Below are 23,664 nucleotides of genomic sequence, written 5' to 3'. Positions count from 1 at the left end.
TATTGTCATCTCCTAATATAAGTTAGCATCAGTTACGGCTCCTTGCGAGGCGTTTGTTACCATTTTTGCATATTTTGCCAAAACCCCCTTCGTATAACGGGGCTTGGGTTGTTTCCATTTGGCTTTGCGTTGACGCAATTCTTGAGCGGAAACGTGTAATGTCATAAGACGTTTATTGGCATCAATGGTAATTTTATCTCCATTTTTGATTAATGCAATGGGCCCACCCAAATGAGCTTCTGGTGTGATGTGACCCACCACAAAACCGTGACTGCCTCCAGAAAAACGGCCATCAGTGATGAGGGCAACATCTTTTCCAAGACCTTTACCCATCACTGCAGAGGTAGGGGAAAGCATTTCACGCATGCCGGGACCACCACAAGGGCCCTCGTAGCGAATCACAATAACATCACCTTTTTTCACGGTGCCATCTAGGATGCGTTTTAGCGCTGATTCTTCCGATTCGAACACACGCGCACGTCCGGTGAAGAGATCACCTTCTTTGCCCGAAATTTTTGCTACCGCGCCGGTAGGCGCAAGATTTCCGTAAAGAATAATAAGATGACTATCTTTTTTAATCGGATCGCTAAAAGGACGAATAACATTTTGACCCTTAGGATAAGATTTTGCAGTCGCTAAATTTTGTTTTACCGTTTTTCCAGTCACTGTGATGCAATCACCATGCAATAAACCTTCATCTAACAACATTTTCATGAGCGGAGTTAAGCCACCGATATTAACCAAGGCTGACATGGTGTAACGACCGCTGGGTTTCAGGTCGGCCAAAACTGGCACGCGTTTTCCGATACGAGTGAAATCGTCCAATGCCAATTTCACGCCAGCCGCATGAGCCATTCCAATCAGATGAAGCACAGCGTTAGTCGAACCACCCAGTGCAATGACCACCGTGATAGCATTTTCAAAAGCTTTGCGGGTCATAATATCTTTCGGAGTGATGCCGAGTTTGATCAGATTCAAAACTGCTTCACCGGCAGAATGACAATCCTGCAATTTTTCTGAGGAAACCGCAGCTTGCGCTGAGCTATTGGGTAAACTCATACCTAACGCTTCAATGGCAGAAGCCATCGTATTAGCCGTATACATTCCACCACAAGAACCGGGCCCCGGAATGGCGCAGGCTTCAATTTGGCCCAATTCTTTATCGCTAATTTTATGATTTGCATGAGCGCCTACAGCTTCGAAAACGGACACAATATCGAGGTCTCGTTTCTGACCGTTCGACTGTGTTAAACACCCTGGTAGAATTGTGCCACCATAAACAAAAACTGAGGGACGATTAAGACGCGCCATGGCAATGATGCAACCTGGCATATTTTTATCACAACCGCCAATCGCTACGAGACCGTCAAACCCTTCGCAACCCACAACTGTTTCAATGGAATCGGCAATAACTTCTCGAGAGACCAAGGAATATTTCATGCCTTCCGTGCCCATCGAAATACCGTCGGAAATAGTAATGGTATTAAAAATTACCGATTTGCCACCAGCCGTATCGGCTCCTTTAGCTGCTTCCAAAGCCAGTTTATCAATATGCATGTTGCAAGGCGTTACCATGCTCCAGGTGGAAGCAATGCCTATTTGCGACTTTTTAAAGTCTTCTGGAGTAAAACCAACCGCATGAAGCATCGCACGACTGGGCGCACGTTCGGGACCATCGAGCATGATGGCAGAGTGAGGACGAAGGTTTTTCTTTTTACTTTTTGATGTGGCTTTCATTTCTTGTTTCATAAATGATTTTATCAGGGTGAAAAGAAGATTTTGAGACTTGCGTAAGAGCAGATAAGAGGCAAAGTCCTTTCTAAGGAAATCTTCTTATCATCATGAGTGATGAAGACTTGAAAAAAACTTTAGCTGATATTCAAGCGCAGCAAAAAACGTTGCAACAATCCCTTTCATCTTTGAATCAGCGGATTGAAGATATCGCGCGGGCTTTGGAGAAAGATAAAAAAGTTGAGGCCCAAGAACCCACTTCAGAAAAACCGCCACTTTTGACAAAGGCTCCTCTCCAATCTGAAAAACTTGTTTTTTCAGAAGCTGCGATTGAAAAGCTAAAAACATCGAAACCACCAGAAATCAGTGTTCCGCACATACCCTCATCGCCTGCAACAAAAACTTCATCCAACAAATTACCTAAAAAAGAATCTTTTGAGGTTCGTGTGGGACAAGTTTGGTTGATTCGTTTGGCGGTTCTTTTGTTTCTAACGGGTTTAGTTTTTTTAGGAAATGATATTTATCATAAATTTATTTTACAACTTACTCCTTTTGCTAAAGCAATGGGTTTGTATTTAATTTCATTAGGTTTGATCGGAATTGGTTTTGGGCTAGAGAAAAAAAGAGAATCATTACGAAATTTTTCGCAAGTGATTGTAGGAGGCGGTTTCGCAGCAGTTTATTATACGACTTACGCTTCTCATTTTGTGAAAACAGTGCAATGGATTAATAGCGTTACGATCGTTGCCATTTTGTTGTTGGTTTGGGCTGGATTGATGACTTGGGTTGCAGAACGGAAAAAATCACAGACATTGGCCACGTTGGGGTTGTTACTGGCTTATTACACGTGTGTGATCAATCCGATTTCATGGTTTACGCTTTTGTCGAATTTAGTTTTGGGTTTGGCAGCAGTTTGGTTCTTAGTAAGACATCGATGGACGCTTTGTTCTTGGGCTGGATTATTGGCGACCTATGGAGCTTTTGCTTATTGGCAATTTTGGGTGAAGGAGGGGCAGAGTTGGCAAAGGTTGCTTGAGGTTAATGATTTCATGGTGTCTGTCTTTTCTCCTTGGAATGTCATTTTTTTAGTGAGTTATTGGATTTTATTTACCGTGGGTCTTTTTTGGGCCGATCGAGATGCTTTGCATGAGGATCCGAAGGCAGTTTTTTTAAGTCTGAACAATTTGTTTTTTTATGGGTTGCTTGTAAGTAGTCTGTCCAAGTCGTTGCAAGGAAGTTTGTGGTGGATCACGGAAATTTTTGGAGCAGTTTTGATGGCATTGGGTGTTGGAGCATATCGCTTGAAATATTCTTCCTTGATGGCGCAAGCTTATTTGATTAAAGGCTGCATTTTTTTAATAATAGGATTGTTTCTTAAATTTTCCGGTTTTTCTTTGGCTCTTTTGATATTGTTATGGAGCGTGATGTTATTGTTAACCGCGCGCGCTTTTTTTCCCATTTTATTTCGAATTGCAGCAGGAATCGCGGCAGCGCTAGCTGTGCTAACGGGTTTGCCTTTATTGCTAGAAAAAGCGCCAAGTCACGCTTGGGTCGGAGCAGGAATGGGTTTGGTTTTGCTTTTTGAAGCTTGGTGGGATCGGAAACGTTTTTCATTATCGTTTTTTCATATTCCCGCTTTTTATTATATTGGTTTATGCACAGTGTGTTGGGCTTTAATAATCGTGACGAACTTTGTTTTCCCAAAAGAAATTGCTGCGCTGGCTATTTTATCGGTTATGGCAACAGTAGCAGCGCCTCGGATTCAACTTCCTGAGTTGGCAGTGGCAGGAGGTTTATTTTTATTGATGGGACAAACTTCTTGGATAGGTCGATCTATCGTAGCCTCGACTATTCCGTGGTGGAATACGACGATCGTGTTGAGCGCTACTATGTTTTTAAGTTATTGGTGGCAATATCAAAATCGCATTCGAATTTCCGAGCTTTTGCTGAAAGTAGGCATCTGGTTGGCTACGGTATTGTTTACTTCGATTTTGTATATGGCTTTAGAATCGGTGTGGCAGGAAAAAGATTGGCTGATTTATGGAGGTTGGCTGGCTTTAGCCATGTTAATTTATGGCGGAATAGCGCGTCAATGGACTTTTGCGATTAGCGGTCAGTTTTTTTTGTTTTTATCGGTGGCTCATTTTTTTGCGAAGCTAGGCGACCAACCGATGACTTGGTTTATGGCTTTAATTCCTTTGGCAGCGATTTTGTTGTTGAGTGAAATTTTTGATTATTTGCCTCAGAACGAGTTAATCGATTTGCAAGTATTGCGACAGATTAGCGGACTTTATCACGTGTTGGCTATGGTGATGTTGGGTTTTTGGATTCATACTTATTTATCGCCAATATATCAACCTGCAGCTTTTGGAGTAATTGGCTTGAGTTATGCCATTTTAAATTTACGACCTTTTAATCTACTTAATTATTATTTGGGTCGAGGATTAATGCTTTGGGGATTGCTCCTTTTTCTTTTTCGTGAGCAAATCAAAGTGCAATGGTTGGATTTGATCGTGATTTTATCGCCAGCGATTCTTTATCAAATCAGTAAAAAGCGTGAAATTGATGGGATTTGGCTTAAAAATATTTGGATTTTATTGCCTGTGGTTTCGTTATGGATTTTTATCAGTCGTTGGATTGGACAAAATTTTGAGGGCATATTTTTGACAGGGAGTTGGTCTCTATTGGGAATTGTAATTTTTGGGTTAGGATTAATTTTTAAAGAACGTTGGTATCGTTTAGGCGGTCTATTGATTCTGGCGGTTGCGGTGTTAAGAATTATATTTGTGGATTTATGGCAGTTTGGCACATTAAGTCGCGTGGTGACTTTGTTAATGAGTGGAACCGTTCTTGGAATTTTAGGATTTATTTATAATCGCCATGGAGAAATGATAAAAAAATATTTATGAAATCAATTTTGCTAACGTTTGCATTAGTTTTGGGATGTGTCTCTTTCACAGAAACGCATGCTCAGAATTTTTTTCCCGAACAGCGTTTGAAAGGGGTCGAGGCTTATTTGCTTAATAGTGATCCCACAGGAAGTGCTGTAACAGGTGTTGCGGGACCAGGTCATAACGCCTGGATGATGATTTCGACAGCTTTGGTTTTGTTTATGACGTTGCCGGGATTGGCTTTGTTTTATGGAGGATTGGTTCGTAGCAAGAATGTGTTGTCGGTCGTGGCGCAATGTTTTGCCAGCGCGGGAATTATTACGATTTTGTGGTGGGCTTTTGGTTATAGTCTGATTTTTGGCACGAGTTTTTCGGAAAGAGCTTTCGGCTCCTTTTTGGGCGGTAGCGAATTTTTCTTTTTTAAAGATGTGTTGGGAACGCCGAACACCAATTATAGTTATTGGGTTTCGCAAAATATTTTTTCCATGTTTCAGCTGATGTTTGCGATTATTACCCCGGCGTTAATTGTGGGAGCAATCGCGGAACGAATGAAATTTATTGCTATTGCTATTTTTATGGCGCTTTGGTTTTTTGCGGTTTATGTGCCCATGGCGCATATGGTCTGGGGCGCTACGGGTTGGATGAATGGGGTTTGGAATGCAGCAGCTAAAATTACTGCGATTGATTTTGCGGGTGGCACGGTGGTTCATATGGCCTCGGGTTGGTCGGCACTCGTGTTGTGTATTCTTTTAGGAAAACGCAAAGGTTACCCAACATCTTACATGCCACCTCATAGTTTAGTTTTGTGTGCGATTGGCACAGGTATGTTGTGGGTAGGATGGTATGGTTTTAATGCGGGTAGCGCTTTGGCAGCAGATGGTATTGCCACGAATGCTTTCATGACTACGACTTTGGCTGCGGCAGTGGCAGGTTTAGTGTGGCCGCTTCTCGAATATTTCACGCGTGGACAAGGCAGTGTGTTGGGATTTTGTTCGGGTGTGGTTGCTGGTTTGGTAACGATCACACCGGCTTGCGGTTTTGTAAGTGCCAACGGCGCTATGCTTATTGGATTGGTTGCGAGTTTTGGACCTTTCCTTGCGGTGACAAAATTGAAGAAAAAAATGGGTTATGATGACACGTTGGACACCTTCGGAATCCATGCGGTGGGTGGAACGATTGGCGCTTTATTAACTGGATTTTTAACCAGCAGCCAAGTGAATCCAAACCTTCTCAATGAAAGTTATGCTGCGCAAAATGGTTTGAAATCATTTGTTGAAAATGGTGGTTTATGGTTGGAACAAGTCAAAGCTATCGGCATGACGATTGGGATTTCCGTTGTAGGCACTCTGATCCTTGGCTTGTTAGTCAAATGGAGTATAGGGCTCCGTGTTTCGGATGAATCAGAAATTCGCGGTTTGGATTTGGCAGAACATGGCGAAGAGGGTTATCTTTTGAATCAATAATTGAAATTTACTTAAATATTTTTACGATTCTTAATTATGGCTCTCACTCCTTCTACCATGTTGCCTTTGGGCACGAAAGCACCGGATTTTCAGTTGCCGGATGTGGTTTCGGGGAAAATGGTTTCTCCTCAGGATTTTTCAACGAAACCGGGTTTGGTCGTGATGTTTATTTGTAATCATTGTCCTTATGTAAAACATTTGAGGCAAGGCATTGTGGATATTGCGAAAGATTATTTCATGAAAGAAGTGAAGTTTGTTGCCATTAGCTCCAATGACGCTTCGGAATATCCTGAAGACAGTCCTAAAAAAATGGCGGAAGAAGCCAGACAGTTTCATTATCATTTTCCTTATCTTTATGATGAAACGCAAGAGGTCGCGAAAGCTTACCATGCGGCATGCACACCGGATTTTTTCTTATTTAATGTGAAACAAGAGTTAGTTTATCGCGGGCAATTTGATGACAGTCGACCGGGTAATAATATTCCTGTGACGGGTAAAGATTTGCGAGCGGCAATTGATGCTTTATTGGTTGGCAGGCATATTTCGGTTGAGCAAAAGCCGAGTATGGGTTGCAACATTAAATGGAAGACTGATAATGCTCCCGATTATTTTAAATAGATGTTTGAGAAGCGATGAAGGCGGAGTGACGATTGACCGCTTTTTTCATTAATTGAGCAATGATCCACAAAAATGGTAGTGCCATAAAATGTTTCGGATAAAGTTCGAATTCTCGCCGCATTAAGCGCGAATCGCCCGAAGAAAGAAAACTCCATGTCTCAATAAAGTGAGTCGAAAGTTTTGAGAGTGGTGAAGAAAAATCGCTCAGCTTTATCACAATCTTTTGTTCAGGAATCCATTCCAGAAAACTTTCCGTGTGACGAGATCCATCCGTGTTTTCCACTTGAACCACAGAACCAGTAATTCCATTAGTTTTTACGGCATATTCCGTTTTACGAATTCCAGGCAAGGGGCCGTAGCCTTTGAATGAAGTCCAGTTTTCTAAATTTTGAATTTTTTCAAAAATGGTTTCAACTCCCATTTTAATGGGAGTTTCACAAACGAAACGTAGAATTCGCATTACTTAGCGTAGCTTATTACTGCCCTTGTCCTCGAGAGAAACCGGGTTTGCCGTCGAAGTTGTAAAGCAATTCCATTTTGACAAATTCCAAGCCATCTCGAGTTACACGATCGAGTAACGCAGTCACTTTTTCGTGCGGCAATACTTGCTTGCTGTCATCTGGCAGTTTGAAACGACAACGATAAACATCCACCAGAAACGTTTCTTCCATGGTCTTGGGCCAAACCGCCATGCCGCGATTGGAAAGCATTTCCAGTTTAAGACCATCGGCTTCTAACTTTTGAAGTTTTGCGCCTAAGTCTTGAGGTTTGCCTGAAATATATTCAATAAAAACATCGACTCCAACTAATTCTTTTTTCTCTTTAGGTCGCACATACACTGGAGTTTGCGACAAGGCGCTCTTGCCGGTTTGTTTATAAGAAACGGCTCTTAATTTTTCCGGCTTCTTTCCAAGGCGCGCCACAACGGCTTCAGCGAATTCTTTCGTGCCTACTTTTTGGGTGCTGATACCTTCTTTAAAGATGTCGTAGGTGTGAATGCCGTCTTCGATCGTGCGAAGCCAGGCATTATGGGCACGTTCGGCAACTTCATTTTGGCCGATATGTAAAAGCATCAAGATAGAGCCTAAAAAGAGTCCCGAAGGGTTGGCTAAATTTTGACCCGCACGGCGTGGAGCAGACCCGTGAATGGCTTCAAACATGGCAGCCTGAGTGCCAATGTTAGCAGAACCAGCAAGTCCTACAGAACCAGCAATTTGTGCGGCTACGTCAGAAAGAATGTCGCCATATAAATTAGGCAACACGATCACATCAAATGCTTCGGGTGTGTCAGCCATTTTGGCAGCACCAATGTCTACGATCCAATGTTCTTTTTCGATATCAGAATATTTTTCTCCGATTTCATCAAAAATTTTATGAAAAAGGCCATCGGTCATTTTCATGATGTTATCCTTAGTAAAGCAGGTGACTTTTTTACGATTGTTAGCTCTGGCATATTCAAACGCGTAACGAACGATTTTTTCTGTGCCAGGTCGGCTGATGAGTTTCAAGCATTGCACGACATCCGTAGTTTGTTGATGTTCAATGCCGCCGTAGAGATCTTCTTCATTTTCGCGAACAATCACGACATCCATCACGGGGTGTTTCGTGCGAATAAAAGGATGGTAAGAAACGCAGGGACGAATATTAGCATAAAGACCTAAGGCTTTGCGAGCGGTCACATTCAAACTTTTAAATCCACCGCCTTGAGGTGTAGTAATGGGAGCTTTTAAGAAAACTTTTGTGCGACGAAGAGAATCCCAGGCACTGGGTTCAATGCCGGCAGAGTTGCCGCGAAGATAAACTTGTTCTCCGATTTCGATAGTTTCAATTTCAAGTTGCGCACCGGCTTCTTGGATAATGTGGAGAGTGGCTGCCATGATTTCAGGACCAATGCCATCACCGTTAGCTACTGTAATAGGAACTTTGTTCATAATGATTTATCTTTCACGTTTTGTCAGTTATATTAAGGAAACTTATTTAATAGAATTTTACATTTTGACCATTGTTTTTTTAAAAAAATGAAACCTGAGCTTTTAGCACCCGCCGGAAATTGGGACTGTTTGCGTGCTGCCGTGGCAAACGGAGCGGATGCGGTTTATTTTGGTTTGTCACGATTTAATGCGCGGTTGCGAGCGGATAATTTTACTGAAAAAGATATTGGGAAGATTGTTTCTTTTTTGCATGCACATCAGGTGAAAGCTTATGTAGCGTTTAATACTTTAATTTTTACTTCAGAACTGGAGGAAGCTGCCAAACAGTTAATTTTGTTGGAAGACGCCAATGTGGATGCGGTGATTGTGCAAGATATTGGCTTGGCAAGATTAGCACAGCAACTGACCCCCAAGCTGGCAGTCCATGCTTCAACCCAGATGACGATTACTTCACCTGAAAGCGCTGCATTCATTGAAAAATTGGGTGTTAAACAGATTGTGTTGGGACGAGAGGTTTCTTTACGCGAGTTGGAAAAATTTCGTGATCAAATCAAGGTGCCTTTAGAAGTTTTTGTGCATGGCGCGTTGTGTGTGGCGTATTCCGGTCAATGTCTAACCAGTGAAGCGTTGGGGCAACGTAGCGCCAATCGAGGAGAGTGCGCTCAGGCATGTCGTTTGCCTTATCAGCTTATAGTAGATGGGGTTTTAAAAGAGTTGGGAGATCGTCGTTATTTGCTTTCGCCGCAGGATTTGATGGCAGTGCAAGAGATTCCGCAACTTATTCGCTTAGGAGTAAAAAGTTTTAAAATTGAGGGTCGTTTAAAATCGCCAGAATATGTTGCTGCGATCACCCAAGTTTATCGGAAGGCAATTGATGGCGCTGTCGAACACCTTTCACCTGAAGACCGTTATCGTTTGGAAATGGTTTTTTCGCGCGGACTTTTTTCGGGTTGGATGCATGGGGTGAATCATCAGAAGTTGGTTCATGGTCGATATGGAAAAAAGCGGGGTGTTTTGTTGGGAAAAGTTGTTAGGATAGGAAAAGATTGGTTGGAATTAGAGCGTTTGCTAGCACCAGCCAAGGCCGGTGATGGAGTCGTTTTTGAAGATTTAAAAGACTTAGAAAATGAAGCGGGGGGTCGTATTTACCGTGTCGAAGGGATGCGTCTTTTTTTTTCACCGCAACATGTTTATCTCAATCAATTAAAAATAGGAACATGGGTTTGTAAGACCGATGATCCTCAACTCAATCGTGAATTGGAGCGGACTTATCGCGATCTGGATATTGAATCGAAAACGTCTTTGGATTTCTCAGTTTCTGGAAAGATAAGTGAGCCTCTTGGGGTGAAAGTAAAAAGTGAAGTGGGCGAGGTGGAGATAAAATCAAAAATCAAACTCCAATTAGCTGAAAAACAACCCTTAACCAAAGAAGTTTTGCAACAAAATTTGGGACGCTTAGGAGGAACTTGTTTCCAGTTAAGATCATTGCATTGCGATTTGGAATCGTCTGTGATTTTGCCTCTAAGCGAGCTTAATCGGATGCGCCGCTTATTAGTGGAACAGTTAAATAAAGAGAAAACGAAGTTTCAGGAGCAGAAAAAAAATAAGCATGAGATGAAAGTTCAACATCTGGATTTTCAACAAATCTTTCCTTTCCATCAAACACCAGCTTCTCAATCTTCAACTGTTCATTTAACCGTTTTGTGTCGCAATCAAGAGCAGATGGAAACAGCTTGGGGATTGGGGGTGTCGCGAATCTATCTAGATTTTGAAGATGTAAAACGTTACCGTGACGCCATAGCTTGGGCGCGTCAGCAAAATTGTCACACAGAAACGAGAATTTTTCTTGCTACACCACGCATTCAAAAAGCGGGCGAAGAAGGAATTTTTCGACTTGTTGAGCGGGCGGAGCCAGACGGTGTTTTAATTCGCAATTTAGGAGGTGTTCACTATTTCAGGGAAAGTTCATTAGAAAAAATCGGCGATTTTTCGCTGAATGTGACCAATCCAATTACGGCTCATTATTTTATCAAGCAAAGGTTGCGACACGTAACTCTGTCTTACGATCTGAATGAATCGCAAGCGTTAGATTTGTTGCAAAAAGCGCCAGCGGATTGGTTTGAAATTACGTTGCATCAGCATATGCCACTTTTTCATATGGAGCATTGCGTGTTTGCTGCATTTCTTTCTTCGGGTACGGATCACACCAATTGTGGTAGACCATGTGATCGGCATGCAGTCCGGCTACGCGATCGGGTAGGAATGGAGCATCCCGTGGTTGCAGATGTGGGATGCAGAAATACTATGTTTCACGCCAAAGCACAAAGTGGCGCCATTTTTTTTAAAGAATTTATAAAGGCCGGAGCGCGCGATTTTCGTATTGAGCTTTTGCGAGAAACTTCAGAGCAAACGCAACGGGTTATTGAAACTTATTTGGCTTTGGTGCATAGCAAATTATCATCTGTAGATTTGGTAAAAAAGTTAAAGGTAGTGCAACAATTGGGAGTAACCCATTTGACTTAAGAATCAGAAGTTTAGTCCCATCTTCTTTCCCTATCCACTAATAAACGTTGCTTTCCCAATTAAATGGCGGCATAAAATTAGAGTGAGTTTTCTCTCTTTTTTACAAAGTAAAAAGTGTCATTGCTATTCCAAAAAGCAGGGGATAGATCAGCGATTGTTATCGGTATTGGTTTGTCCCAGCTCTCAACAAGCTTTAAGATGGTTGCAAGAGGATGAATTACCGCGATTGAATGCGGCTATAGAAATGGGCTTTTTATGTTTTCGCAATGGCACACCCGTTAGACAGATAATCAAACAAGGGTTAATTCGCGAGGATGAGAAGATGTTATATGTGTGTGAGGAGGGAATCCCAATTTTGGTGAAGTCTCGAGGAATTCGGCTTTTGTGGGCATAGCTATCAAACGTTTAGGTGTGCTCTTGGCAGCGGGACCTGTTTCAAAGGGATTTATTGAGGCGCGAGTTAAAATTGAGGAGGCGCTAAGGGAAGGGTATTCGGTTTATTTATATGCTGTGGATGAAGGAGTTCTGGGATTAGCGGAATGGCAAAAGTTAAAAGGAGTGCATTGTTTTGGTTGCGCATTTAGCGCGCGTCAAAGAGAGTTGGAATTGGAAGAGAGTATTATTTATGGAGGATTATCTTTGTTATCGGATTTATGGGCGAGTGTAGAATGGGCAATGAATGTGACGAAAAGGGGTGGATGCTCTTCTATTATTGAAGTTTCACAAGAGCCAGAAAAAAAAAGAAAAATTTTGTTGGAGGTGACGGGCGATCTGCGGATCGAAGAGCAATCGCGAGAGGCGATTCGTATTGCGGCTGGGGTGCAAGTATGGCATCGGGTTGATATCAATTTATTATTTCGTGGGGAAGGAGTGATTTGTTTGGATGAAAAATTTTTAATAGAAAATGAAGTGATAAGAAAAGATCTCACTCTTTTAGAGAAAGAAAAATCAAAATTTTTGGCCGATTACACGGCTTTAAAAGAACAGGATATTACACCAACGATTGGTGTGGATGTTTTATCTGTGGGAGAAATAGATAGGTGGGAAAAGACAGTTTCTTGGACTGTTGTTTTTTAGACAAGACGGCTTGGTGAGGGATTGACTTGAGGAAAAGTCGTTTTATTCTGCTCATAAAGGAAATCGGACAAATTATAAAAGAAAGAAAATTGATATGAAATATCCACAATACGAAAATAAGCAGGAACAGTTATTGGCGAAGGTGAAAGGGAAAACGGGGAAGATTTCGGACAAAACCCATGAAGAACATATGAAGCTTTACACGGGTTATGTGAATAAAACGAATGGGATTTTTCAAGCTTTGGAGAAGTTAGGAGTGCCGGATCCTGCTGATGCTGCGGTAGCGAATCAGATTTTTTCTACGTTGCGCTCTTTGAAAACGGGTTTAACGTTTGCTATTGGCGGATTGAAAAATCATGAGATTTATTTCGATTGTTTAGGAGGGGATGGCAAAGCTTCTGGCAAAATTGCGGAATTAATTGATCGCGATTTTGGTTCATACGATAATTATGTGAAGGAACTGAAAGCAACCGGCATGTCGGGTCGCGGTTGGGCTTGGACCGGTATTGATCACTTTACGGGCAAATTGTTTAATTATATCGGTGATGCACAGGACACTTTTCCGGTATGGAATGTGACACCTTTATTAGCACTAGATGTGTATGAACATGCTTATTATAGTGATTTTTATACCGCTCGTGCTGCTTATATTGATGAGTTTATTAAATATATCGACTGGCATGCTGTAAATGCCCGGTTGCCAAAGGGTTTATAATTGAAAATATTACTTTACAGGCTAGTTTAACTAGTATTATTCAATAAAAAAAGCTCCAGTAATACTGGGGCTTTTTTTATCAAAAAAAATTTTGACTATTTTAAAATATGTAATTTATTATTTATAAAACAAAATTTAAAAATAAGGAGTTAACATGAGATTATTTAATATTATTTCCCTTACTTTTTTTTCTGTCATCAGCTTTTTACGTGCCGATAATTTTACTTTGATTGAAAGTAATAATAATCCTGACATGGCATCATGGATTGATGCTGTTGCAATCGATATTCATGGCAATGCCTTTGTAGTGGGTTCATTTGATGGAAGTAATGGTGAAAGTTTTGATTTCGATCCTTCTCCTTTAAGTGTTCTCAATTTGACGGATGAAGGTGAAAATATGTTCATTGCTAAGTTTTCTCCGGCGGGTCAATTAATATGGGTAAAGCATATTCATAATCAAGACGGCATTAGCGCAAGAGATTTAAAAATTGATTCGAAAACTCAAGATTTGATTTTGACTGGTTCATTTGCTTCCAAAACGGATTTTGATCCCGGACCTGGTGTCTTTGAGTTGGAAAAAGATGACTTTGAGATGTACGTGTTAAAATTAAATAATAATGGGGATTTTGTTTGGGCGAAACAGATCGAAGGACAACAAACGCCTATGGGTATTGGTGGAGCAAAACCACGAGGACTCACTGTGGACTCGTCAGGCAATATTTTAATAACCGGTAGTTTTTTTGTGAAATGTGATTTTGATCCGAGCGCGAATCAAACCATTTTAACTCCTGTAGCTGGAAATGATATTTTTGTTTTAAAGTTGAATGCCGCAGGAAATTTGGTGTGGGTGAAGCAAATGGGTGGGAAAGGAGGCACCGGATCTCTAAACGATTATGAATATGGCAAGGCCATCGGTGTGGATCGCACAGGCAATGTCTACGTGGGTGGTATTTTTACAAAAACGGCAGATTTTGATCCTGGAGCAGGACAATTTTTATTAAACAGTGCGGGAGAGTATGATATTTTTATTGCTAAACTTACAGCTTCCGGAAATTTTGTTTGGGCAAAAAGAATTGGAGGAGGCAACGCTGAGGTTCTCAGCGATTTAGCTTTGGATATTGCGGATGAGATAGTTTTTTGTGGGTGGTTTGCTAATACAGTGGACTTTAACCCTAATGGTCCCATTTTTAATCTAGTGAGCGCTGGAGGTAATGATATCTATGTTGCGAAATTGGATCGAGATGGAAATTTCGTTTGGGCGAAACGCATGGGAGGAGTTGGCAATGAAGGCGCTTATGCATTAGCTTTGGACAAATCCAATACCGGATCAGAGCCCTTTACGACAGAGCCTATTTTTCTAACAGGAACTTTTAATGATGTAGTAGATTTTGATCCCGGACCAGAAACTAAGACTATTAATGGAATTTCCCTGAGTACCATTTTTACCGCAAGCGTGGATGGATCAGGCAATTTTCGCTGGGCTCAAGCCTTTCAGGGAGGCGAGATAAATTTTAATACCCCTCATGATTTAGCTAGTGACAATGAGGGAAATGCAATCGTTGTCGGACAATACAAAGGCACAGTGGATTTTGATCCCGGTATTGGATTAGCACAATTTGCTGATCTTGAAACTGGATTTTTCAGCGTAAAATTAAATGGACGGAACGGCTTGTTGCGAGCCAATAGCGCTAAATTCGATTTTTCTTTGGATACTGATATTTTATTTCAAAACACCTTAACGGGCGATAGCGAAATCTGGTTGATGAATGGATTTCAAAAAGTGCAAGGAGGAATTAAAATTCAAAAAGATGGTTTTATGCCATCGCCCAATTGGCGCATTGCGGCCGTCGGCGATTTTAATCGGGATGTGCATTCGGATATCCTCATGGAAAATAAAGTCACGGGAGAACGAGAAATTTGGTTGCTAGATCCAGTTTTCCCTAATCAAAATAAAGTAAAAGAGTCAGTCTCTCTTGGAACCATTGATGTCAACTGGCAAATTGCCGCAACAGGCGAATTTAATAATGATGGCAACACTGATATTGTCTGGCAAAACAATCAAACTGGAGAACGGTTGATCTGGTTTATGTGGAGCACCACACCTTTTTCTGGAGCATTTTTGCCTATTGTTCCCTCAGAGTGGAAAATCGTTGGGAGCGGTTTCTTCGATGACAACGAACGCACTGACCTTGTTTGGCAAAACACCATTACCAAAGAAAAAGTAATTTGGACAATGAGCGATAATTTAGAGATTCAAACCGGTTTTTCCTTTGGCGTTGCGGGCAATTGGGAATTTGTTGGAACAGGATTTTTTAATAATGATAATCGTTCCGATATCATTTTGGAAAATAAGGGCACTCAGCAACGTGTGATCTGGTTTGCAAATCCTAAATTTAATAGCGAAGTGAAATTTAACAACGCTGCTGTCTTACCTAATTTTTCTACCCAGTGGGAAATAAGAAATCGCTAGGCAACAAGAGTAAATGACTAATACGGATGGAGTGTAGACTGATGTTTTCTATTTTATTCAGTCAAGACAGTGCCTGCCAGAGCGAAATCAGGAGCAGGTGAATACGCCATATCATAAATGCCCCATTTGCCCGTTGGACCTGTGCCGCCCCAAATCACAATGCGAAATGTAACATTCGTTCCATAACCGACATTTTGAAGATCTGTAATACCCGAGAGATCAATTGGCGCAATGGACGAACCGGATGGTGTATTATCAGTGAAGAAAACATTCGCGACATCGACAAAATCACCTGAGTCGAGTTGGTATTGCACGAGCCCCTTACTTGGCCCAGTCCCGGAGCGTCGATAATCGAATTTGTTGATGCTGGTAAAAGAAACGGTATAACCATTTTTGGGCGCAACTGAAAAAGTAATGAATTGATTTGCAGCAATGGCTTTGGCCGAACTTTTATTTGTAAATGTCGATCCGCCCCACGCACGCTTGGGTGCGACGCCATTTGTGTAAACACCTAAGCCGCGCGTAAGACCAACAACGGTCAACCCGGTAGCCTTGGAATTTGGCGATAGTGGCGAGAGACCAAAGTTAGTCGAGCCGCTCGCATCCCACCCAACGAGTGTAACACTATTTATATTGGCGAAGTCATCTATCTTGGCTCGGAAAGCGGAGGCAATGACTTCTGGCAAGGCAGTGAAAAACTTGAGCCCCGTATCAAGTTCAATTTGATATGCAGAGGTGATGTAATCGTGCCACGCATTGCTCAGTCCATTCGTAACGTTTGGAATGCTGACAGCAATTACCCGGTTGGTTGTTGTCGTAATCCTACTTAGCGCCGTGCCTTTACCACGCGGAACAACCACGATAATTTTCCAGATTTTAGAAGGGATGCATATCTTGCCGTTTGGAAGCGTATTTTTTCCACAATCACTTGGCCCAGTCATAATGAGAAGTTCGTTTTTCGCAAGAAGCGAACGACAATAACTTTCTAAATCTTTCCAAACAGTGTTATTATTGTGAGCCGATTGGGGTATGATGTTAGACATCAAGAAAACCATATTGTTATGAGTATCGGTATCGGTTCGATCCGCAGATGGGCATAAATGTCCCCGATTGAAATTAATAGCATTGACCCCATTATAATCCTTGTCCTTTACATGATAAAAGTTAGGAGGCAAGCTGTTATCGGTGAAGAAATATTCTGAGGGCATGGTTTTGCCCAAATCTTCATACGTCAAATCCCAACTCACCCAATTTGCATGTCCCTTGCTGTCGTTATAATCGAGCGCTTGAACAGGGCGCGTAATCAGGTAATGATTGTGATCATTGGTATCAGAAGTTGCCCCGCTTGGATTGCCCAACTGCATTTGAAGCGATACATCGATAACTGCATTGGCTTGATACAAACCCAACAGCATTCCTGTAGCAAGCGCGAAAACTAAATTAATTTTCTTTCTCATAACATCCATAACCTTTTTTATTAATTGTCTAACTATTAAAATAGTAGCAATGAGTCCGTCTTCAACTCCGACTCTCTTTTTTGATATTTTCTTGGTTGGGCCAAAATTTGTTATGTTATGGTGCGCGAGAGAGGACTTGAACCTCCATGGGTTTCCCCACTAGAACCTGAATCTAGCGCGTCTGCCATTTCGCCACTCGCGCATGGGCACATGAAAAAGAAAATCATAAAATTTTCTTAATAACCTGCAAGTTCACATTTTTAACCTTCACTTGCCTTCTCATGCATTTGCAATTTCTAAAACCGCTTGCAAGTTTTCACTATTACTATTATTTTAGATTAGGACAATTAATTAAACTGGAGAAAACTTATGAGCGAAGCGACTACTATGACAAAAACTAATACAAAAAATAAATTAATTTCCGATTTTAAGACTGTCATCGGAGATATCGAGGTTTTGTTAAAAGAAGCTTCAGGACAACTCGGAGATAAAGCTTCAGGACTTAAAGAAAAATTAAATGACGGCATGCAAAAAGCCCGAAAACAACTCGACGAATTAGAAAGCGTAGCCAAAGACAAAGGACGCGAAGCTGTGCGCGTAACTGACGATTTTGTTCACGATCGCCCATGGGAATCCATTGGTATTGGATTTGGCATCGGTGTTTTGGTAGGTATCCTGCTCAATCGTCGTTAATTTTCTTGAGCAAATGAGCGCTCCCCCTCGCATTGGTTCATGGTTTTCATCCATTAAACATTTATCCGAATCGATCCTAGAAGCGATAAAAACGCGAATGGAGTTGTTTTGCCTGGAATGGCAGGAAGAAAAAAAACGTGTTTTTATCCTTTTTGTTAGCGCTATCATCGGTGTAGTTTTATTTTTCCTTTTTCTTTTTTCTTTCACAGCAGCAATTATCATCTCCACCTGGGAAACCGATTATCGCTATGCTGTGGTGTGGGCATTGAGCGCTCTTTACGCGCTTTTAACAGGATTATCCGTTTGGATCGTTATCCGACAGGTTAAATTAGCAACTCCTCCCTTTAAAGCAACGATTGAAGAACTTCGAAAGGATTATTCATGGCTTCGCTCTCACAATTAACCCAACAAAAGCAAAATCTCATTACCCATATCGCCCAACAGCGAACGAGCCTTACACAACAAGCCAGAAATTTAAGGCCCGCCTGGCGTTTTGCCAAACTAGGTTTTGCCGCAGCCGGTTTTGCAAAAAGTATCGCTGCCTTTTTGGCCATCCGAAGCTTGTTAAAAAAACAAAAACAAGAAAAACCTCCAACCATAGAATCCTCTCATAAATCGGGCGTTGCCAAGTTTTTTTCTGGCTTATTACTAGCAAGTAAAGTAGTTTTACCTTTATTGCGACGACGCAAATAAACTATTTAGAATTTCAATTTTTTTTAATGAGTTATTCATGGCGAATGGTTTTTCTTTCAATACTATCATTCGCTATCTTTCCCTCAACTTACTAAAATTAGTGTTGTTTTTTCTTGGCTTTTTTTTGCTGGCAACGGGTTTTTATTTTTATCATGCGCCAAAGTATACAGCAAAAGCCACTTTAGAATTAACCCGTTCTTTTTCCTCAGGTAAGGAAATCGAATTTCATCAAACCAGTCTCAAACAACGCGACATCCTTTATCCTGTCATCGAACAGTTACACCTGAACCAACGTTGGAGTTCTGAGTCTAAATCTCCTTTAACTCTGGAAAATACTTATCGTCTTTTATTTAAAAAAATCCGTTTTATTCCTTACGAATCAAGTTCTTTTTTAGAAATTCAAGTAACCGGAAATTCGCTCAATGAAGCGATGGCTATTGCCAGAGCCGTGGCCCAATCTTACACCTTTTTTTATCAACGACGTTTGAATCCCGATTTAGAAGAAAACACCGCTGACTTGCGTGACACGATCCAAAAACAAACCTTACTCGTTCAAACGTTATCTAGCCAACTTTCCACGCTCACCAATCAAGCTACTCACCATCTCGCCGAAATACAAAAATCGGAAGGACTCGAAAGACGCTGGGCAGAAGAGAAAGCGCTCCTTGACGAAAAAAAAAGGCAATGGAACCTCGTTAAGGATTTATCGTCTATCGATCTAGCGGATCATTTTATCAAAACAGGCGTCGAAACCAGTCTGATTTCTGATTTGCTATCGCAATATCGCGACTTGGAAGCGCAAATGGAACAGCTCTTAATCGAAGGCTATGGAAAAGATCATCCACGTTTTCAAGAAGCTGCAGAATTACTAGTAGGGATACAAAAACGTTTGGGCAGCATCGTATTGAGCTTAAGACAAGACATGGAAAATGAAATGATCGCTTCAGAAAAAAAAATGGAAACTTTCAAAAAAGAGATGGAAGAAACCCAGAAAATACAACAATCCTTACCGCCTTCTGAAAAAATCATTTCGCTCCAAAATAAATTGACCCAAGCACAATCTCAATTGGAACGTGATGAGCAAACTTATGAAACGTTGCTGCAAAAAAACTATCAATCCTCAAAACTGCCTCCGCCTATTTTAATTCGTGGCGATGTGGAAGGCCACGCCTGGCAACCTGATTGGGTGAAACTAGTAAACATCGGTGGCATAGGCGCCTTAGGTTTAGCCATTATTACTTTACTGGGTATTCGCGGACTGGATCGTTCAGTAAAAACAATCGATCAATTTGAACGCGCCACAGGCATTTCTGTGCTAGCGGTCATTCCTCAAGATGTGCCTACCTTAAATCATGCCCAAGCCGCTTCGCCCCATGCTGAAGGTTATCGTTTATTAAAAGCAAAAATCGAAAATAAATTATCAGCCTGTCGCACTTTGACCTTGATAAGCGGAGGAATGGGGGAGGGAAAATCGACTACGCTTTTTAATTTAGCTTGGGTGATTGCTGAAAGTGGCGCAAAAACATTATTGGTTGATGCTGATTTACGTCGACCTCGCTTGCATAAAATTTTGAACCTTCCCAATGCCATTGGATTAGGTCAGCTATTGACTCAAACACGGTCGATTTCCGAAGCCATCACTGCAACACGCCTACCCAATCTCGATTTTATTTCAAGTGGATTGGTTACCGAAGCAGCCATGCAAAGCTTCAATTCAGATCGGTTAGAAGAAATCATGACCGAACTTAAAAAAGATTATGAATGGATTCTATGGGATGCTCCTCCCATTATCGGCGTTAGCGACGCATTGCGCTTAGTCCGAGGTGTGCAAGGGGTCATTATGGTAGTGAAACCTCATCAATACCCGCTATATGTGGCACAACGAGTTAAAAATATCTTGCAAGAAAACAACGTAAAAATCTTAGGCGCTGTATTTAATAACGTCGACACACGTGAACATGAGCTTTACGAATTTTACACTGCCTACTATGATTATTACGACCCCGAGGAAAAGTAAATTAAATCAAGAATGAAAATTGCAATTTACGGCGGAACTTTTGATCCCGTGCATCAAGGACATCTCATTTTAGCACGCACTGCGCTAGAAACTTTTCGTTGGGATAAACTTTATTTTGTTCCCTGCGCACAATCGCCCCATAAAAAACACAATCCCGTAGCTAGCAACCAAGATCGCTTGAAAATGTTGCAACTGGCGATCAAAGGGGAAACACGGCTCAAAGTGGATGATTTTGAAATTCGACAGGGTGGTATTTCTTATTCGATTGATACTGTAAGCTATTTCCAAAAAAAATTTCCTCGAGCAAAACTATTTTGGTTATTGGGATCGGATCAAATCGCTAAATTAAAAACGTGGCACCGTTTTGAAGAGTTGAAACAAAAAGTGACCTTTACTTTTTTAAATCGCGATGAAACAAAGAAAGGAGCACTCCGAAATAAATTTTTATTAACTCGTCGAATCGATATTAGTGCCACAGCAATTCGTTCTCGAATCAAAAAATGTTTATCGATTCGCTATCTTGTAACAGAAGAAGTCGCTCATTATATCAAAAGGAAAAAAATTTATTCTTCATGAAACCGGTCACCACCAAAAAACTTATTACACTCTGTCGTGAAAGCGCAGAAAACAAAAAAGCAACCGATATCACTATTTTAGATCTCAAAAAGCTTCCCACCTTTACTGATTATTTTCTGATTTGTTCCGCCCAATCCGAGCCACAATTAAAAGCGATCGCTCAAGAAATAGAAAAGAAAGTTCGCGAAGACACAGGACGAAAACCTTACGCTGTGGAAGGAACCGCGACCAGTCATTGGATGATCTTGGACTATGGCGATCTTATCATTCACATTTTTCACGAAAAAATGCGTCAACATTACGCTTTAGAACAACTATGGGGCGACGCCGAATGGAGGAAAAAATAAAAACCGGTTGACCACCCCGCAGACATCGTCTAACCATCCTACAATCCAATAAAGCTTGTGAGACATACCATTTCCATTTTGGTTGAGAATAAATTCGGAGTTCTAACCCGAGTTTCCGGTCTATTCTCGGGTCGAGGCTATAACATCGAAACTCTAAACGTAGGCCCCACTCACGATCCAAAAACCTCTCGTATGACGATGGTAGTTTCAGGAGATGATCGAGTTTTGGAACAGGTCACCAAGCAACTTTATAAATTGGTAGACGTGATTGAAGTGATTGATTTTAAAAATGGTGATTGTGTCAGCCGCGAAATGGTCTTGGTAAAAGTAAAAATTGATTCCAAAACCCGTAGCGAAGTCATGCAAATGTGCGATATTTTTCGAACTAAAATCGTAGATGTGCAGCCTCACTCTCTTACCATCGAATTAACCGGTGATGAAGGCAAAGTAGAAAAATTTCTCGAACTCATGGGTAACTTTGGAATCTTAGATTTAAGCCGCACTGGCAAAATTGCTTTAAAACGAACGAAAAAATAGAAGGAAATAAACAATTATGGCAGCAAAAATATATAATGATAAAGATGCCTCATTAGCACCATTAAAAGGTAAGATAGTGGCAGTGCTCGGATTTGGTTCTCAAGGTCATGCACATGCACTCAATTTAAAAGAAAGTGGAGTCAAAGTAATTATTGGTCTTTATAAAGGCAGTAAGTCGATTCCAGTTGCAAAAAAATTAGGTTTTTCAGTATACGAAACAGCAGAAGCAGTCAAACGAGCTGATCTCATTATGATTGCAATCCCTGACACCAAACAACCCAAAGCTTACAAGCGGGATATTGCTCCAAGCCTATCTGCAGGTAAAACACTCGTTTTTTCACATGGATTTTCTATCCATTTTAAAACGGTAGTTCCTCCCAAAAATGTCAACGTCATTATGGTGGCTCCTAAAGGTCCGGGGCATATTGTTCGACGCCAGTTTTTGGAGGGCAAAGGTGTGCCATCATTAATTGCTATTTATCAAAATCCGACAGGCACAGCCAAAAAACTAGCATTAGCCTGGGCAAAAGGCATTGGTGGCACACGCGCTGGCGTGATTGAAACAACTTTCAAAGAGGAAACGGAAACCGATTTATTTGGAGAACAAACGGTCCTTTGCGGCGGTTGCACCGCTTTAATTCAAGCCGGTTATGAAACCTTAGTAGAAGCTGGTTATTCACCTGAAATGGCTTACTTTGAATGCTTACATGAATTAAAGTTAATTGTTGATTTGATTAACGAAGCTGGCATCAGCGGCATGCGCTTTTCCATTTCTGAAACTGCAAAATGGGGTGATGTCAGCGTAGGTCCCAAAATTATTGATAAAAGTGTCAAAGCTCGGATGAAACAATCGCTTAAAGAAATTCAAAATGGCAAATTTGCTAAAAACTGGATTCGCGAATACGAAGGCGGTTATAAAAAATATAATGCCCTTCTTAAAGCTGGCGAAAATCACTCCATCGAAAAAGTAGGCGCACGCTTGCGAGGGTTAATGCCTTGGATTAAAAAGAAAAATATCAAGGGCGCCCAAGCAGCTTATTAAAATATTCGCTAAGATTGCAATGGCTAAAACCTTTGCTATGATTATGCAAAATTACGGAGCGTAGCTCAGCTTGGTAGAGCACTTGCTTTGGGAGCAAGACGTCGCAGGTTCAAATCCTGTCGCTCCGAAAAATTTGTATTGAGCTAGCACCCACTTCCATTCAGGTTAATATTAGTAATATGGATTTTTTTGAAGGTGCAGAATATTTAGAAGATTGGTCAACACCAGATGTCTTAAAATGGGCTTGGGAAAAATTTTCGAGTCGAAGTGCTATTGGAACCAGTTTTCAGGGTGCAGGTCTCGTGATGATGCATTTAGCAAAAATCAATCAACTACCCATTCCTGTTTTTACCTTAGACACCGGCCTGCTTTTTCCAGAAACGTTAGAACTAAAAAAACGTTTGGAAGATTTTTTTGAAATAAAAATAGAAACCTTAACTCCCGATTATACCGTAGAAGAACAAGCCAAACATTTTGGCGACAAACTTTGGGAGCGCGAACCCGACCAATGTTGCACCCTAAGAAAAGTGGTGCCATTACAAGCAAAACTAAAAACTTTGGATTGCTGGATAACCGGCTTGCGTCGAGAGCAAAGTGAAGCACGTGCTTCTATTGGTGTATTCGAACTTTACGAAGTTGATCCGGGAAAAGAAATTATCAAATTAAATCCTATGGCAAAATGGGAGAGGGATGCCGTTTGGGCTTATATTAAACAACACAAAATACCTTACAATCCCTTGCACGATCGCGGCTATCGTAGCATCGGTTGCTACACTTGCACACGTTTAATTACGGAAGGTGAAAATGAAAGAGCTGGTCGCTGGATTGGCTTTAATAAAACGGAGTGTGGCATCCACACTTTCATGCAACGAAAAAAATAAAG

21 protein-coding genes and 2 tRNA genes are annotated in these 23,664 nt (G+C 41.2%); 18 read left to right on the top strand and 5 right to left on the bottom strand.

Going from position 1 to position 23,664, the window contains the following annotated elements; translation table 11 throughout:
- Positions 1-12: 12 nt before the first annotated feature.
- Complete coding sequence (gene ilvD, locus K1X66_05065) at positions 13-1,737, bottom strand: dihydroxy-acid dehydratase (protein ID MBX7157738.1); 1,725 nt, start codon at positions 1,735-1,737, stop codon at positions 13-15.
- A gap of 104 nt (positions 1,738-1,841) precedes the next feature.
- Here ilvD and K1X66_05060 point away from each other — a divergent pair, with 104 nt between their 5' ends.
- Genes K1X66_05060 through K1X66_05050 form a run of 3 tightly spaced genes read left to right on the top strand, consistent with a single transcriptional unit; the run spans position 1,842 to position 6,703 of the window.
- Positions 1,842-4,640 (top strand): DUF2339 domain-containing protein, encoded by a 2,799-nt coding sequence (locus tag K1X66_05060; GenBank protein MBX7157737.1) that lies wholly within the window; start codon positions 1,842-1,844, stop codon positions 4,638-4,640.
- Positions 4,637-6,085, top strand: coding sequence for an ammonium transporter (locus K1X66_05055; GenBank protein MBX7157736.1), 1,449 nt, complete (start codon positions 4,637-4,639; stop codon positions 6,083-6,085). The genes K1X66_05060 and K1X66_05055 overlap by 4 nt, the downstream gene beginning before the upstream one ends.
- Positions 6,086-6,121: 36 nt before the next feature.
- Positions 6,122-6,703, top strand: a complete 582-nt coding sequence (locus K1X66_05050; protein ID MBX7157735.1) for a thioredoxin family protein — start codon at positions 6,122-6,124, stop codon at positions 6,701-6,703.
- Here the strand turns inward: K1X66_05050 and K1X66_05045 are convergent.
- Positions 6,696-7,163: a hypothetical protein gene (locus tag K1X66_05045; GenBank protein MBX7157734.1), complete on the bottom strand. Its 468-nt coding sequence runs from the start codon at positions 7,161-7,163 to the stop codon at positions 6,696-6,698. The genes K1X66_05050 and K1X66_05045 overlap by 8 nt on opposite strands.
- A 16-nt stretch (positions 7,164-7,179) precedes the next feature.
- Complete coding sequence (locus K1X66_05040; protein MBX7157733.1) at positions 7,180-8,634, bottom strand: NADP-dependent isocitrate dehydrogenase; 1,455 nt, start codon at positions 8,632-8,634, stop codon at positions 7,180-7,182.
- Between the two features lie 87 nt (positions 8,635-8,721).
- On the opposite strand from K1X66_05040, the gene K1X66_05035 reads away from it, so the two are divergent.
- The 5 genes from K1X66_05035 (at position 8,722) to K1X66_05015 (ending at position 15,419) form a co-directional block, all read left to right on the top strand.
- Positions 8,722-11,157, top strand: a complete 2,436-nt coding sequence (locus K1X66_05035) for a U32 family peptidase (GenBank protein MBX7157732.1) — start codon at positions 8,722-8,724, stop codon at positions 11,155-11,157.
- A gap of 154 nt (positions 11,158-11,311) precedes the next feature.
- The gene (locus K1X66_05030) at positions 11,312-11,551 is read left to right on the top strand and encodes a hypothetical protein (GenBank protein MBX7157731.1); all 240 of its coding nucleotides are present in this window, start codon (positions 11,312-11,314) and stop codon (positions 11,549-11,551) included.
- Positions 11,542-12,234 (top strand): hypothetical protein, encoded by a 693-nt coding sequence (locus tag K1X66_05025; protein MBX7157730.1) that lies wholly within the window; start codon positions 11,542-11,544, stop codon positions 12,232-12,234. Before K1X66_05030 ends, K1X66_05025 begins: the two co-directional genes overlap by 10 nt.
- Positions 12,235-12,328: 94 nt before the next feature.
- Positions 12,329-12,949 (top strand): Fe-Mn family superoxide dismutase, encoded by a 621-nt coding sequence (locus K1X66_05020; GenBank protein ID MBX7157729.1) that lies wholly within the window; start codon positions 12,329-12,331, stop codon positions 12,947-12,949.
- Between the two features lie 154 nt (positions 12,950-13,103).
- Positions 13,104-15,419 carry an SBBP repeat-containing protein gene (locus K1X66_05015; protein MBX7157728.1) on the top strand — a complete coding sequence of 772 codons (2,316 nt, stop codon included), beginning with the start codon at positions 13,104-13,106 and terminating at the stop codon, positions 15,417-15,419.
- Between the two features lie 53 nt (positions 15,420-15,472).
- Here K1X66_05015 and K1X66_05010 read toward each other — a convergent pair whose 3' ends face one another.
- Together K1X66_05010 and K1X66_05005 are read right to left on the bottom strand one after the other, a co-directional pair.
- Positions 15,473-16,876, bottom strand: a complete 1,404-nt coding sequence (locus tag K1X66_05010; GenBank protein ID MBX7157727.1) for a DNA/RNA non-specific endonuclease — start codon at positions 16,874-16,876, stop codon at positions 15,473-15,475.
- 118 nt (positions 16,877-16,994) lie between these two features.
- Positions 16,995-17,078, bottom strand: a tRNA-Leu gene (locus K1X66_05005).
- A 167-nt stretch (positions 17,079-17,245) separates the two neighbouring features.
- Here K1X66_05005 and K1X66_05000 point away from each other — a divergent pair.
- The 10 genes from K1X66_05000 (at position 17,246) to K1X66_04955 (ending at position 23,662) form a co-directional block, all read left to right on the top strand.
- The gene (locus tag K1X66_05000; protein MBX7157726.1) at positions 17,246-17,569 is read left to right on the top strand and encodes a DUF883 family protein; all 324 of its coding nucleotides are present in this window, start codon (positions 17,246-17,248) and stop codon (positions 17,567-17,569) included.
- A 13-nt stretch (positions 17,570-17,582) separates the two neighbouring features.
- On the top strand, positions 17,583-17,972 hold the full coding sequence (locus tag K1X66_04995) for a phage holin family protein (GenBank protein ID MBX7157725.1): 390 nt from the start codon (positions 17,583-17,585) through the stop codon (positions 17,970-17,972).
- Positions 17,951-18,262, top strand: a complete 312-nt coding sequence (locus tag K1X66_04990) for a hypothetical protein (protein ID MBX7157724.1) — start codon at positions 17,951-17,953, stop codon at positions 18,260-18,262. The genes K1X66_04995 and K1X66_04990 overlap by 22 nt, the downstream gene beginning before the upstream one ends.
- 37 nt (positions 18,263-18,299) lie before the next feature.
- Positions 18,300-20,279 carry a polysaccharide biosynthesis tyrosine autokinase gene (locus K1X66_04985; protein ID MBX7157723.1) on the top strand — a complete coding sequence of 660 codons (1,980 nt, stop codon included), beginning with the start codon at positions 18,300-18,302 and terminating at the stop codon, positions 20,277-20,279.
- A gap of 12 nt (positions 20,280-20,291) precedes the next feature.
- Positions 20,292-20,855: a nicotinate (nicotinamide) nucleotide adenylyltransferase gene (gene nadD, locus K1X66_04980; GenBank protein ID MBX7157722.1), complete on the top strand. Its 564-nt coding sequence runs from the start codon at positions 20,292-20,294 to the stop codon at positions 20,853-20,855.
- Complete coding sequence (rsfS, locus tag K1X66_04975) at positions 20,852-21,202, top strand: ribosome silencing factor (GenBank protein MBX7157721.1); 351 nt, start codon at positions 20,852-20,854, stop codon at positions 21,200-21,202. The genes nadD and rsfS overlap by 4 nt, the downstream gene beginning before the upstream one ends.
- A 57-nt stretch (positions 21,203-21,259) precedes the next feature.
- On the top strand, positions 21,260-21,739 hold the full coding sequence (gene ilvN / locus K1X66_04970; GenBank protein MBX7157720.1) for an acetolactate synthase small subunit: 480 nt from the start codon (positions 21,260-21,262) through the stop codon (positions 21,737-21,739).
- A gap of 16 nt (positions 21,740-21,755) precedes the next feature.
- Positions 21,756-22,781 (top strand): ketol-acid reductoisomerase, encoded by a 1,026-nt coding sequence (gene ilvC, locus K1X66_04965; GenBank protein ID MBX7157719.1) that lies wholly within the window; start codon positions 21,756-21,758, stop codon positions 22,779-22,781.
- Positions 22,782-22,835: 54 nt separating this feature from the next.
- Positions 22,836-22,909: transfer RNA gene (locus tag K1X66_04960), tRNA-Pro, on the top strand.
- Between the two features lie 51 nt (positions 22,910-22,960).
- Entirely contained in the window at positions 22,961-23,662 is a 702-nt protein-coding gene (locus K1X66_04955; protein ID MBX7157718.1) for a phosphoadenylyl-sulfate reductase, read from the top strand.
- The last annotated feature ends 2 nt before the right edge of the window (positions 23,663-23,664 follow it).

The sequence above is a fragment of the Verrucomicrobiia bacterium genome (genome assembly GCA_019694135.1).
GTDB lineage: Bacteria > Verrucomicrobiota > Verrucomicrobiia > JADLBR01 > JAIBCM01 > JAIBCM01.
Note: the sequence above shows the minus strand (reverse complement) of the source record. Positions and strands in the feature narration are given on the sequence as shown.

Coding starts and splice junctions, on each gene's coding strand:
- K1X66_04955 (MBX7157718.1), top strand. CDS start 22,961: ATGGATTTTTTTGAAGGTGCAGAATATTTAGAAGATTGGTCAACACCA.
- K1X66_05045 (MBX7157734.1), bottom strand. CDS start 7,163: ATGCGAATTCTACGTTTCGTTTGTGAAACTCCCATTAAAATGGGAGTT.
- K1X66_04990 (MBX7157724.1), top strand. CDS start 17,951: ATGGCTTCGCTCTCACAATTAACCCAACAAAAGCAAAATCTCATTACC.
- K1X66_05000 (MBX7157726.1), top strand. CDS start 17,246: ATGAGCGAAGCGACTACTATGACAAAAACTAATACAAAAAATAAATTA.
- K1X66_04995 (MBX7157725.1), top strand. CDS start 17,583: ATGAGCGCTCCCCCTCGCATTGGTTCATGGTTTTCATCCATTAAACAT.
- K1X66_05060 (MBX7157737.1), top strand. CDS start 1,842: ATGAGTGATGAAGACTTGAAAAAAACTTTAGCTGATATTCAAGCGCAG.
- K1X66_05015 (MBX7157728.1), top strand. CDS start 13,104: ATGAGATTATTTAATATTATTTCCCTTACTTTTTTTTCTGTCATCAGC.
- nadD (MBX7157722.1), top strand. CDS start 20,292: ATGAAAATTGCAATTTACGGCGGAACTTTTGATCCCGTGCATCAAGGA.
- K1X66_05040 (MBX7157733.1), bottom strand. CDS start 8,634: ATGAACAAAGTTCCTATTACAGTAGCTAACGGTGATGGCATTGGTCCT.
- K1X66_05050 (MBX7157735.1), top strand. CDS start 6,122: ATGGCTCTCACTCCTTCTACCATGTTGCCTTTGGGCACGAAAGCACCG.
- K1X66_05035 (MBX7157732.1), top strand. CDS start 8,722: ATGAAACCTGAGCTTTTAGCACCCGCCGGAAATTGGGACTGTTTGCGT.
- ilvC (MBX7157719.1), top strand. CDS start 21,756: ATGGCAGCAAAAATATATAATGATAAAGATGCCTCATTAGCACCATTA.
- ilvD (MBX7157738.1), bottom strand. CDS start 1,737: ATGAAAGCCACATCAAAAAGTAAAAAGAAAAACCTTCGTCCTCACTCT.
- K1X66_05010 (MBX7157727.1), bottom strand. CDS start 16,876: ATGAGAAAGAAAATTAATTTAGTTTTCGCGCTTGCTACAGGAATGCTG.
- K1X66_04985 (MBX7157723.1), top strand. CDS start 18,300: ATGGCGAATGGTTTTTCTTTCAATACTATCATTCGCTATCTTTCCCTC.
- K1X66_05020 (MBX7157729.1), top strand. CDS start 12,329: ATGAAATATCCACAATACGAAAATAAGCAGGAACAGTTATTGGCGAAG.
- K1X66_05055 (MBX7157736.1), top strand. CDS start 4,637: ATGAAATCAATTTTGCTAACGTTTGCATTAGTTTTGGGATGTGTCTCT.
- rsfS (MBX7157721.1), top strand. CDS start 20,852: ATGAAACCGGTCACCACCAAAAAACTTATTACACTCTGTCGTGAAAGC.